At 60.2% G+C, this 13,322-nt stretch carries 6 protein-coding genes; 4 read left to right on the forward strand and 2 right to left on the reverse strand.

Going from position 1 to position 13,322, the window contains the following annotated elements; genetic code table 11:
- Positions 1–129 precede the first annotated feature (129 nt).
- The 3 genes from rpoB to BMX85_RS26065 all read left to right on the forward strand — a co-directional run bounded on the left by rpoB (position 130) and on the right by BMX85_RS26065 (position 9,375).
- A complete protein-coding gene (gene rpoB, locus BMX85_RS26055) occupies positions 130–4,236 on the forward strand; it encodes a DNA-directed RNA polymerase subunit beta (RefSeq protein ID WP_090325690.1) in 4,107 nt (1,368 codons plus the stop codon).
- Positions 4,237–4,344: 108 nt separating this feature from the next.
- Positions 4,345–8,577: a DNA-directed RNA polymerase subunit beta' gene (rpoC, locus tag BMX85_RS26060; protein ID WP_090325692.1), complete on the forward strand. Its 4,233-nt coding sequence runs from the start codon at positions 4,345–4,347 to the stop codon at positions 8,575–8,577.
- A 48-nt stretch (positions 8,578–8,625) separates the two neighbouring features.
- Entirely contained in the window at positions 8,626–9,375 is a 750-nt protein-coding gene (locus BMX85_RS26065; protein WP_229210673.1) for a winged helix-turn-helix domain-containing protein, read from the forward strand.
- On the opposite strand, the gene BMX85_RS26070 is transcribed toward BMX85_RS26065, so the two are convergent.
- Entirely contained in the window at positions 9,376–10,803 is a 1,428-nt protein-coding gene (locus BMX85_RS26070; protein ID WP_090325696.1) for a sensor histidine kinase, read from the reverse strand.
- A 183-nt stretch (positions 10,804–10,986) separates the two neighbouring features.
- On the opposite strand from BMX85_RS26070, the gene BMX85_RS26075 reads away from it, so the two are divergent.
- The gene (locus BMX85_RS26075; RefSeq protein WP_090325698.1) at positions 10,987–11,445 is read left to right on the forward strand and encodes an acyl-CoA thioesterase; all 459 of its coding nucleotides are present in this window, start codon (positions 10,987–10,989) and stop codon (positions 11,443–11,445) included.
- A 48-nt stretch (positions 11,446–11,493) separates the two neighbouring features.
- Here BMX85_RS26075 and BMX85_RS26080 read toward each other — a convergent pair whose 3' ends face one another.
- Entirely contained in the window at positions 11,494–13,299 is a 1,806-nt protein-coding gene (locus BMX85_RS26080; protein WP_090325700.1) for a DUF885 domain-containing protein, read from the reverse strand.
- Positions 13,300–13,322 lie beyond the last annotated feature (23 nt).

A 13,322-nucleotide genomic window follows, 5' to 3' on the forward strand; every position in this document is an offset into this window, starting at 1 on the left:
TTTCAGGTTTCGTCTGTGTGACATGCAGCCGAGATTGTTGCTGAAGTGGCTGTGGATCGATTGATATTGGTCATCCGCGCACTGGCAAAACCTGAATTTTTTATCCTTTCTGTCACTCACGGAGTGTCCATGCACTACTCATTTACTGAGAAGAAACGCATTCGCAAATCATTCGCGAAGCGCGCCAACGTTCACCACGTTCCGTTCCTGCTGGCTACCCAGCTCGAGTCCTACCATAGTTTCCTGCAGGAAGACGTCGCACCGTCGACCCGCAAGAACGACGGCCTGCAGTCGGCCTTTACCTCGATATTCCCCATCGTGTCGCACAATGGCTTTGCGCGTCTCGAATTCCTGTCGTACGTCCTGGGCGACCCCGCCTTCGACGTCAAGGAATGCCAACTGCGTGGCCTGACGTTCGCGTCGCCGCTGCGCGCCAAGGTGCGTCTGGTGATCCTGGACAAGGAATCGCCGACCAAGCCGGTCGTCAAAGAGATGAAGGAACAGGAAGTCTACATGGGCGAACTGCCTTTGATGACGACCACCGGTTCGTTCGTCATCAATGGTACCGAGCGCGTCATCGTTTCGCAGCTGCATCGCTCCCCTGGCGTGTTCTTCGAACACGACCGCGGCAAGACCCACTCGTCGGGCAAACTGCTGTTCTCCGCGCGTATCATTCCTTACCGCGGCTCGTGGCTGGACTTCGAGTTCGACCCGAAAGACATCCTGTTCTTCCGCGTCGACCGCCGCCGCAAAATGCCGGTCACGATCCTGCTCAAAGCCATCGGCATGTCGCACGAGCAAATCCTGGCGAACTTCTTCGTCTTCGACAATTTCAACCTGCGCTCGGAAGGCGCGGAGATGGAATTCGTTGCCGAGCGTCTGCGTGGCGAAGTCGCCCGCTTCGACATCGTCAACAAGGAAGGCAAGACCCTGGTGCTGAAGGACAAGCGCATCAACGCCAAGCACGTGCGCGACATCGAATCGAACGGCATCAAGCATATTTCCGTGCCGGAAGACTACCTGCTCGGCCGCGTGCTGGCCAAGAACATCGTTGATCCGGAGACCGGCGAAGTCGTCGCGTCCGCCAACGACGAGCTGACCGAAGACGTGCTGGGCCGCCTGCGCGAAGCCAACATCAGCGAAATCCAGACCTTGTACACCAACGATCTGGACCAGGGCGCCTACATTTCGCAAACCCTGCGCATCGACGACACCGCCGACCAGATGGCCGCCCGCGTCGCGATCTACCGCATGATGCGTCCTGGCGAACCGCCAACGGAAGACTCGGTCGAAGCGCTGTTCAACGGCCTGTTCTACAGCGCCGACCGCTACGACCTGTCCGCCGTCGGCCGCATGAAGTTCAACCGCCGCATCGGCCGCGACGAACTGACCGGCGCCATGACCTTGTCGAACGAAGACGTGCTGGCCGTGATCAAGATCCTGGTGGAACTGCGCAATGGCCGCGGCGAAGTCGACGATATCGATCACCTGGGTAACCGCCGCGTACGTTGCGTCGGCGAACTGGCCGAAAACCAGTTCCGCGCCGGCCTGGTGCGCGTCGAGCGCGCCGTCAAGGAACGCCTCGGCCAAGCCGAAGCGGACAACCTGATGCCGCACGACCTGATCAACAGCAAGCCGATCTCGGCCGCGATCCGCGAATTCTTCGGTTCGTCGCAGCTGTCGCAGTTTATGGACCAGACCAACCCGCTGTCGGAAATTACGCACAAACGCCGCGTTTCCGCCCTGGGACCTGGCGGTCTGACCCGCGAACGCGCCGGCTTCGAGGTGCGCGACGTGCACCCGACCCACTACGGCCGCGTGTGCCCGATCGAAACGCCTGAAGGCCCGAACATCGGCCTGATCAACTCGCTGGCGCTGTACGCCCGCCTGAACGAATACGGCTTCCTGGAAACCCCGTACCGCAAGGTCGAAGGCTCCAAGATCACCGATCAGATCGACTACCTGTCGGCGATCGAAGAAGGCCGCTACATCATCGCTCAGGCGAACGCGACCATCAGCGCCGAAGGCACGCTCAGCGATGAGCTGGTCTCGGCCCGTGAAGCCGGCGAAACCATTCTGGTGTCGCCGGAGCGCATCCAGTACATGGACGTGGCCCCAGGCCAGATCGTGTCCGTCGCCGCGTCGCTGATTCCGTTCCTGGAACACGATGATGCGAACCGCGCATTGATGGGTGCCAACATGCAGCGCCAGGCCGTTCCTTGCCTGCGCCCTGAAAAAGCACTGGTCGGTACCGGTATCGAACGCACCGTGGCAGTCGACTCGGGCACCACCGTGCAGGCTCTGCGCGGCGGTATCGTCGACTACATCGATGCGGGCCGTGTCGTGATTCGCGTCAACGATGACGAAGCAACCGCCGGCGAAGTGGGTGTCGACATCTACAACCTGATCAAGTACACCCGTTCGAACCAGAACACCAACATCAACCAGCGTCCGATCGTCAAGGTTGGCGACCGCGTCGCCAAGCGCGACGTGATCGCCGACGGCGCATCGACCGACCTGGGCGAGCTGGCGCTGGGCCAGAACATGACCGTGGCCTTCATGCCGTGGAATGGTCTGAACTTCGAGGATTCGATCCTGATCTCGGAAAACGTCGTCAAGGACGACCGTTACACCTCGATCCACATCGAAGAACTGAGCGTCGTTGCTCGCGATACCAAACTGGGCGCGGAAGAAATCACCCGCGACATCTCGAACCTGGCTGAGAACCAGCTGGCTCGTCTGGATGAGTCCGGTATCGTCTACATCGGCGCCGAAGTGCAAGCCGGCGATACGCTGGTCGGTAAAGTGACGCCGAAGGGCGAAACCCAGCTGACCCCGGAAGAGAAGCTGCTGCGCGCGATCTTCGGCGAGAAGGCTTCGGACGTCAAAGACACCTCGCTGCGCGTGCCTTCGGGCATGATCGGCACCGTCATCGACGTGCAAGTGTTCACCCGCGAAGGCATCGTCCGCGACAAGCGCGCGCAACAGATCATCGACGATGAACTGAAACGCTTCCGCCTGGACCTGAACGACCAGATGCGTATCGTCGAGGGCGACGCCTTCCAGCGTCTGGAAAAAATGCTGATCAACCAGGTCGTCAACGGCGGTCCGAAGAAGCTGGCCAAGGGCGCCAAGATCACCAAGGAATACCTGGACGATCTGGACAAGTACCACTGGTTCGACATCCGTCCTGCCGACGACGCCGCCGCCACCGCCCTCGAAGCGATCAAGGAATCGATCAACGAGAAGCGTCACCAGTTCGATCTGGCCTTCGAAGAGAAGCGCAAGAAGCTGACGCAGGGCGACGAGCTGCAACCTGGCGTGCAGAAAATGGTCAAAGTGTATCTGGCCGTTAAGCGCCGCCTGCAGTCGGGCGACAAGATGGCGGGTCGCCACGGTAACAAGGGTGTGGTTTCCCGTATCGTGCCGGTCGAAGACATGCCATACATGGCCGACGGCACGCCGGCCGACGTGGTGCTGAACCCGCTGGGTGTTCCTTCGCGTATGAACGTGGGTCAGATCCTCGAGACCCACCTCGGTTGGGCTGCCAAGGGCCTGGGTATCCGTATCGGCGAGATGCTGCAACAGCAGATCAAGGTCGAAGAGATGCGCAAGTTCCTGACCACCGTCTACAACGAGAACGGCCGTCCGGAAGATCTGGACCAGTTCGACGACGAAGAGATCATGAAGCTGGCGAACAACCTGAAAAAGGGTGTTCCGTTCGCCACCCCGGTGTTCGACGGTGCGCACGAATCGGAAATCCGCCGCATGCTGGACCTGGCGTACCCGGACGACATCGCCACGAAGCTGGGCATGACGCCGTCGAAGAACCAGGTCACGATGTACGACGGCCGCACCGGCGAAGCGTTCGAGCGCAAGGTCACCGTTGGCGTGATGCACATGCTGAAACTGCACCACTTGGTCGACGACAAGATGCACGCGCGTTCGACCGGTCCGTACTCGCTGGTGACGCAGCAGCCACTGGGCGGTAAAGCCCAGTTCGGCGGCCAGCGCTTCGGTGAGATGGAGGTGTGGGCACTGGAAGCGTACGGCGCATCGTACGTGCTGCAAGAAATGCTGACCGTGAAGTCCGATGACGTCAACGGCCGTACCAAAGTGTACGAAAACCTGGTCAAAGGCGACCACGTGATCGACGCCGGTATGCCGGAATCGTTCAACGTGCTGGTCAAGGAAATCCGTTCGCTGGGTATCGATATCGACCTCGAACGAAACTAAAAGACAGTCCACTGTCATTTGGTTTGAGAAACACAAAGCCCGGCTGGGTAACCAGTCCGGGCGATGTAGTCTCAGGAATTAGAAGTTTAATCACCTCTGGAGTGATACATGAAAGCACTGCTCGATCTATTCAAGCAAGTACAGACGAACGAGACCTTTGACGCGATCAAGATCGGTCTCGCTTCGCCTGAAAAAATCCGTTCGTGGTCCTACGGCGAAGTTAAAAAGCCGGAAACCATCAACTATCGTACCTTCAAGCCTGAGCGCGACGGCCTGTTCTGCGCCAAGATCTTTGGTCCTATCAAGGACTACGAATGCCTGTGCGGCAAGTACAAGCGCCTCAAGCACCGCGGCGTGATCTGCGAAAAGTGCGGCGTTGAAGTCACCCTGGCCAAAGTGCGCCGCGAGCGCATGGGCCACATCGAGCTGGCCTCGCCGACCGCGCACATCTGGTTCCTGAAGTCGCTGCCGTCGCGTCTGGGCATGGTCCTGGACATGACCCTGCGGGACATCGAACGCGTGCTGTACTTCGAGGCATACGTGGTCACCGATCCGGGCATGACCCCGCTGAAGAAGTGCCAGATCATGTCGGAAGACGACTACGCCGCCAAGTACGAAGAGTACGGCGACGACTTCACCGCCTTCATGGGCGCCGAAGGTATCCGTGAACTGCTGCGCTCGATCGACATCCATCGCGATGCCGAGACCCTGCGCGTGGAACTGAAGGAATCGAAGTCCGAAGCGAAGATCAAGAAATACGCCAAGCGCCTGAAAGTGCTGGAAGCGTTCCAGCGTTCGGGCATCAAGCCCGAGTGGATGATCATGGAAGTGCTGCCGGTGCTGCCGCCGGAACTGCGTCCGCTGGTCCCGCTGGACGGCGGCCGTTTCGCGACCTCGGATCTGAACGATCTGTATCGCCGCGTCATCAACCGTAACAATCGCCTCAAGCGATTGATGGAGCTGCGCGCGCCTGAAATCATCACGCGCAACGAAAAGCGCATGCTGCAAGAAGCGGTCGACTCGCTGCTGGACAACGGCCGTCGCGGCAAAGCGATGACCGGCGCCAACAAGCGTCCGCTGAAATCGCTGGCCGAGATGATCAAAGGTAAGGGCGGTCGTTTCCGTCAGAACTTGCTGGGTAAGCGCGTCGACTACTCGGGCCGTTCGGTCATCGTGGTGGGTCCGCAGCTCAAACTGCACCAGTGCGGTCTGCCGAAGCTGATGGCCCTCGAGCTGTTCAAGCCGTTCATCTTCAACAAGCTGGAACTGATGGGCTTGGCGACGACGATCAAGGCCGCCAAGAAGCTGGTCGAGATCCAGGAACCGGTCGTCTGGGACATCCTGGAAGACGTGATCCGCGAACACCCGATCATGCTGAACCGTGCGCCTACGCTGCACCGTCTGGGCATCCAGGCTTTCGAGCCGGTCCTGATTGAAGGCAAGGCCATCCAGCTGCACCCACTCGTCTGCGCGGCGTTCAACGCCGACTTCGACGGTGACCAGATGGCTGTGCACGTTCCGCTGTCGATCGAAGCGCAGATGGAAGCGCGCACCCTGATGCTGGCGTCGAACAACATCCTGTTCCCGTCGAACGGCGAACCGTCGATCGTTCCGTCGCAGGATATCGTGCTGGGTCTGTACTACGCGACCCGCGAAGCGATCAACGCGAAAAACGAAGGCATGCTGTTCCAGGACGTGTCGGAAGTCATCCGCGCGTACGACAACAAGGAAGTGGAACTGACGACCCGCATCACCGTGCGTATCGTCGAGAATCCGAAAGATCCAGTGACCGGCGAATTCGTCCGCACCGTGACTCGCTACGAGACCACGATCGGCCGCGCCATCCTGTCGGAAATCCTGCCGAAAGGCCTGCCTTTCTCGGTGCTGAACCGCGCGCTGAAAAAGAAAGAAATTTCCAAGCTGATCAACACTTCGTTCCGCAAGTGCGGCCTGCGCGCGACGGTCGTGTTCGCCGATCAACTGATGCAGTCGGGCTTCCGCCTGGCGACCCGCGCCGGTATTTCGATCTGCGTTGACGACATGCTGGTACCGCCACAAAAAGTCACCCTGATTTCGGCCGCCGAGTCCGAAGTCAAACAGATCGAGCAGCAGTACGCCTCGGGTCTGGTGACCTCCGGCGAGCGTTACAACAAGGTCGTCGACATCTGGGGCAAGACCTCGGACGAAGTCGGCAAGGCCATGATGGACCAGCTGAAAGTGGAAGACGTCATCAAGCGTGACGGCACCAAGTCGACCCAGGAATCGTTCAACGCGATTTACATGATGGCCGACTCGGGCGCCCGCGGTTCGGCGGCGCAGATTCGCCAGCTGGCCGGTATGCGTGGTCTGATGGCGAAACCGGATGGTTCGATTATCGAAACGCCGATCACCGCGAACTTCCGCGAAGGTCTGAACGTTTTGCAGTACTTCATTTCGACCCACGGCGCTCGTAAAGGTCTGGCCGATACGGCGCTGAAAACCGCGAACTCGGGTTACCTGACCCGTCGTCTGGTCGACGTGACCCAGGATCTGGTCGTCATCGAAGATGATTGCGGCACGACCAACGGCACCCTGATGAAGGCGATGGTCGAGGGTGGTGAAGTGATCGAAGCGCTGCGCGACCGTATCCTCGGCCGCGTGGTGGTCAACGACGTCGTCAATCCGGAAACCCAGGCTACCTTGTACGAAGCCGGCACCCTGATGGACGAGGACATGGTTGAAGAGATCGAGCGTCTGTCGATCGACGAAGTCAAGGTCCGTACCCCGCTGACGTGCGACACGCGCTTCGGCCTGTGCGCCAAGTGCTATGGCCGCGATCTGGGCCGTGGCATGCTGGTCAACGCCGGCGAAGCCGTCGGTGTGGTCGCCGCGCAGTCGATCGGTGAACCAGGTACCCAGCTGACCATGCGTACGTTCCACATCGGTGGTGCGGCGTCGCGTGCGGCGGTGGCCTCGTCGGTCGAAGCAAAGTCGAACGGTACCATCCGTTTCACCTCGACCATGCGTTACGTCACCAACGGCAAGGGCGCGCAAATCGTCATTTCCCGTTCGGGCGAAGTACTGATCACCGACGACCACGGCCGTGAGCGCGAGCGTCACAAGGTGCCGTACGGCGCGACCCTGATCGTCAAGGACGGCATGGTCATCAAGGCCGGTACGGCCCTGGCGACCTGGGATCCGCTGACCCGTCCGATCATCACCGAATACGCCGGTGTGGTGCGTTTCGAGAACGTCGAAGAAGGCGTGACCGTTGCCCGTCAGGTGGACGAAGTGACCGGTCTGTCGACGTTGGTCGTGATCGATGCGAAACGTCGCGGTTCGTTGACCAAAACGCTGCGTCCACAGGTCAAACTGTTGAACGACTCGAACGAAGAAGTCAAGATCGCCGGCACCGAACACTCGGTGGCGATCGGCTTCCAGGTCGGCGCGCTGATCATGGTGAAAGACGGCCAGGCGGTATCGGTCGGCGAAGTGCTGGCACGTATCCCGACCGAATCGCAGAAGACGCGCGATATTACCGGTGGTCTGCCGCGCGTTGCCGAGCTGTTCGAAGCACGTTCGCCGAAGGACGCCGGTATGCTGGCTGAAGTGACCGGTACGGTTGCATTCGGTAAGGAAACCAAAGGTAAGCAGCGTCTGGAAATCACGGACATGGACGGCAACAAGCACGAGTTCTTGATCACCAAGGACAAGCAAGTGCTGGTCCACGACGGCCAGGTGGTGAACAAGGGCGAGATGATTGTCGACGGCCCGGCCGATCCACAAGACATTCTGCGTCTGCTGGGTATCGAAGCGCTGGCGCGTTATATCGTTGACGAAGTGCAGGACGTTTATCGTCTGCAGGGCGTTAAGATTAACGACAAGCACATCGAAGTCATTGTGCGTCAGATGCTGCGTCGCGTTCAGATCGTTAATGCCGGCGACACCAACTATATCGTTGGCGAGCAGGTCGAGCGTTCGGAACTGCTGGATGAAAACGACCGTATGAATGTGGAGAATAAGATTCCCGCAACCTACGAAAACGTTCTGCTGGGTATTACCAAGGCATCGTTGTCGACCGATTCGTTTATCTCGGCCGCATCGTTCCAGGAAACCACCCGCGTTCTGACGGAAGCCGCGATTATGGGCAAGCGCGATGGTCTGCGCGGTCTGAAAGAAAACGTCATCGTTGGTCGTCTGATTCCAGGCGGCACCGGTCTGGCATTCCACCGCGCTCGCAAAGAGAAAGAGCAGTGGGAAGTGGAAGAGCGTCAAGCTCTGCTGCTGGCAGAAAAAGCCTCGATGTCCGGCGGCGATGTGGAAGCGACCGAAACGGTTGCCCCGCACGACGGCGAAGCGTAATAGAAATAAAGCGCAATATAGAACGGCACCTTCGGGTGCCGTTTTTTTATGCCCGCGCTTAATAACCAGCCGCCAAGCGCCGCCAACCGCGCGCGCGCGCCCACGCCCCTACGCTATAGTCCGTGTAGCAATGGCAGGCCTGATCCCGGGGTTTGCGCCAGTTACGAGTTCGTTCATGCTAAGATCTGGCTCATGATTGCTCAAGCCCTCTTCACTCCCGCCCAGCAGAAACTGCTGGGCTTGCTGTTTGTACGTGTCAATCAAGGTTTCCACTTGAACGAGATCATGCGACTGACCGGCCTGGGCAGCGCCTCGGCGCAGCGCGAGCTCAAGCGCCTGCACGAATCGGGCGTCATCACGTCCGAGCGCATCGGCAATGTGCGCCGCTTCAAACCCAACAAGGAATGCATCGTCTTCGGGGAATTGAGCAGCCTGGTCAAGAAAACCTTCGGCCTGGTCAGTGTATTGAATTCCGCATTGGCGCCGCTGCAGCACGTATTGAACGTGGCGTTTGTTTATGGCGCGACCGCCAAGGAACAAGAGGGCATGGATACGCCGGTGGAGTTGCTGCTGATCGGCGAAAACACCAGCTACGGCGAGCTGTTATCGCGGCTGCCGGTCGCCGAGCGCCTGTTGCGCCGGAAAATCAATCCCAACCTGTATTCGATTCCCGATTTTAAGCGCCGTCTGCGCGAGCAGCAGCCTTTTATCTTGCAGGTATTACGGGAACAGAAAATCTATGTATTGGGTGATGAAAGCGATCTGGAAAAGGTCAGCGGCGAAGAGGGTGCCGCTTAATCACCCGGCGGGTTTATTCAGTGGCCTGGCCATCGGCGCCGGCGTCGTCACCGGTTTATGTGGAAACGATAAAGAAAATCGCGTGTACGATCCCGCCTGCGATTCACATTGAATTTGTCCGCCGAACGCGGTAATTACCCGCTGGCAAAACGCCAGGCCCATACCGGTGCCGCCGCCATTATGCCGGGTGCTGTAGAACGGTTCGAAAACATGCGGCAGGACGTCATCCGGAATTCCCGAGCCGGTATCGGTCACCAGCAGTTTATTCACTCCGCCGGTATTAAAGAATTCGATCTCCAGTTCGCCATGGCCTGCCGACTTGATCGCGTGTAGCGCGTTTTTGAATAAGTTGTACAACACGTAAACCAGCAAAACGTCCGAACCGTAAAAGGTGAAATCGTACCCGCCCTTGACCACGACCTTTTCGCGCGTTGTACTTTCGAACGGATAACAAGCCAGCGCTTCATCCACACATTTCTTGATCGAATAATTGGCGAAGTCGCTGCGGTCGAGCGTGCCCGCGCGCGCCGAGGCCAGCATCATGTCGACGACGAAATTCGAACGGCTGATCTCGGCGTCGATGTGCTGCGTCAGCTTGCTGAGATAGGCAAGTTGCGAAGCCTGCAACGTCGGCTCCATCAGATTGTGTTCGACCGCGCGGTGGTACCCGGCCAGCAGCTCGGGCAGGTATTTCGCGAGCACCCGCGACTGGCTGCGGATGGTCGCCAGCGGCGTGCGCATTTCGTGCGCGATCGTGGCGGCCACCTCCATCGGGTCGGCCAGCAGGTTGTGGCGCACCATCGCCTGGGCGATCAGTCCGAGACTGGCGGCAACGAACAGCACCCCCGGCGGATAAAATTGCACGCCGTAATTGCAGAGATAGTCGACCGCGGCGAAGAAGTAGATCAACAGGCTGACCAGACAGTAGCGCAGCCGGGTTTTCTCGGTGGAGACCGCCTGCAATTGTCGGCGGTATAACAGCCACAAGCCGCGACACACGACGACGCCGGTCTGTAGCAGGTGCAGCGGGTGCAGCACGCCGGCCTTGGGGTAAAAGCCGAAGAAATAAGAATGGAGCCCGGCGACGATCCAGTCGCTGCTCAGCAGGACCACGCCCAGCAGCCCGGCGATCACGTACGACAGCTCGACCCAGCGGCGGTCGCCGCGTTGGGCGGTGAGTTCGGCGATGAAGTGGTACAGGGTGGTCGGCAGGAACAGGATCAGTAAGTAGCCGAGCTTGGCCGCCGCGAGGGCCTCGTCAGGGTCGCGCAGCAGGAACAGCACCGCCCACGAGAACTGCCAGCAAAAGGTGGTGGCGCACAGCAGGAAGAACGTCAGGCTGATGCGGCTGACGCCCCGCGACCGCAGTACATATATCCCGTAGGACAGAAATAGCAGCGAGACGACGGCGGGCAGGAGAGAGTGCATGTGCGCGTTTGGCTTGGACAATAGTCGCAGTATTGCGCGACATGCGGCAAGTTGCTTGTATTTCGGAAAAACACTTGCGTTACATCAAAGAAGCCGCATTCCATCCCGCATTAAGTGGACGGGCCCGGTCACCGGGCGACGCCGCCGGCCGCCCGGCCGGGGCACACTTCAAAGGGGATTACCATGTTACTGCACGCCACCGAAGTTGAAATCGCCGACATCACCGCCTCCCTCGCCGCCAACGCCAGGCAGACGTTCACCCACGCGCTGACGGTGTATCTGAAGGATTCCAACGCCTATGGCAACACCTACTTCGCGCGCTATTTCGAGTGGCAGGGGATTTGCCGCGAGAAGTGGTTTTACGATTGCATCGCGCGCGACATGTTGCAGAATGAAGGGGTGTTCATCACCAAGCACGCGCAGCAGGACTACCTGCGGGAGACCGTCCCGTTCCAGGACGTTCATTGCGAGATGAATGTTTATGACGTCAAGAAGTGCTCGTTTTGGCTGGAGTTCCGCTTCTTTTCGGGTGGAATGCCGGTCTCGGTCGGACGTCAGCAGATCGTCTTCGCCAACCATGCCAAGCAAATTACCGCGTTGCCCGAGTTGGTGATCAAGCGCATTAAACGCTACGAAAAGTAATCGGCAAGGCGGGCTGGCCGGCTCGACGCCGGCCGGCCCGCCCGGCATTTATCGCTGGGACGCGATCCAGCGGTCGACCTTTTCCTCCAGCAGGGCCAGCGGCACGGTGCCGTCGCCCAGCACCACTTCGTGGAACTTCGGCAGGCTGAAGCGCTCGCCCAGCGCTTCTTCCGCGCGATGGCGCAGCTCGACGATCTTAAGCGAACCGATCTTGTAGCCCAGCGCCTGGCCCGGCCACGCCATGTAGCGCTCGGTTTCGGTCTTGGCGTAGTCGTCGTAGCCCAAGGTGTCGCGCATGTACTGGATGCTTTGCTCGCGGGTCCAGCCCTGCGCGTGCATGCCGGTGTCGACCACCAGGCGGGTGGCGCGCAGCAGCTCGTCGTTCAGGTGGCCGAAGTACTGCGCCGGATCGTCGAACAAGCCCATCTCCTTGCCCAGCGTTTCGGAATACAGCGCCCAGCCTTCGGTGAAGGCATTGTTGCCGCCGTATTTGCGGAAGTCGGGCAGGTTCAATTCCTGCATCAGGGCGATATGGAAGTGGTGGCCTGGCTTGCCCTCGTGCAGGAAGAGTGTGGTCATGCCGGTGCTGCCGTATTTGGCCGGGTCGTTGACGACCGACCAGAACACGCCCGGACGCGAGCCGTCGCCGGCCGGCGCCGTGTAGTGGTCGGACGCGGTGGCGCGGCTCAGTTCCGGCTCCAGGCGCAGGTCCAGTTTGGCTTTCGGCATCAAGGTGAACATTTGCGGCAGCTTGGTGTCGAGCACGTCGTTCAGCTTGTGGAACACGGCCTGCACTTGTTCCTCCGTCTTGAACGGGCGGAACTTGTCCTGCGCGGCGACCCACACCGGCAAGCCCTTGGCCGGGCCGTTGTAGCCGAGCTTGGGGCCGAGTTCGGCGAATTGCTGCTGGATGCGCGCCACTTCGCGCAGGCCGATGGCGTGGATCGCGTCCGGTTTGAGCGTGGTGGTGGTGGCGTTGGCCACGCGCGCCTGATACCAGGCGGCGCCGTCCGGCAACGCGCCGAGGCCGGTCGAGCCGCGGCAGGCCGGCAGGTAATCTTTTTCCAGGAAGGCGGCCAGGCGGGCCAGCGCCGGCATGATGTCGTCGCCGACGGTCTTGCGGTAGGCGGCCGTCAGGCGCTGCTTGTCGGCGTCGCCGAAGCCGGCCGGCAGTTTCTTGATCGGCGTGTAGAAGATGTTCGCTTCGGCCGTGTCGCTGACCAGTTTCTTGAACTGCGGCAGCGCCGAGATCATGATCGCCTTCGGCTGCGTGATGCCTTTTTTCATGCCTTCGCGCATGTTGGCGATGGCTTGGTCGATCCACGCAGGCATTTGCGAGATGCGGCGCAGGTAGGCGTCGTATTCCTTGACGGTGGCGATCGGCTGCGACGCCTCGCCGCCGGCGTAGTTGGCCAGCACGACCGGCACGCTGTCCATCTGCGTGATCGGCAACAGGTGCTCGGGGAAGCGCTCCATCGCCAGCAGGCCGCGCAGCTCGTAGGCGAGGATGTCGTAGTTGATGCGGTCGTCGGCGTTCAGGTGGGCGCGCTTGATGGTCTTGAGCCGCTTGCTGAAATCGCGGTACATCTTGAATTGCAGCGCGCGCTTGCCCGGCGAGATGCTCAGGCCCAGCTGGTCGTCGTAGCGGTTGTCGCCGTTCTCGGTCGCGCCGATCGGCTCGTAGCGGGCGACGGCGTCGTAGTATTGGTCGGCGATGGCCAGCAGCGCCTGGTGCGCCGGGGTGGCGCTGACCCGTGGCACGGCGGCTTCCGGCGCCGCCATGCTATTGCTGATTGGAACGAAGACCAGCGCGAGCGCGGCCGCGACGCTGGCAAGACGGGTTGCATGCTTCATGTTTGTTTCCTGGTCAATGAGAA

The sequence above is a fragment of the Duganella sp. CF517 genome (assembly GCF_900110275.1).
Lineage (GTDB): Bacteria > Pseudomonadota > Gammaproteobacteria > Burkholderiales > Burkholderiaceae_D > Rugamonas.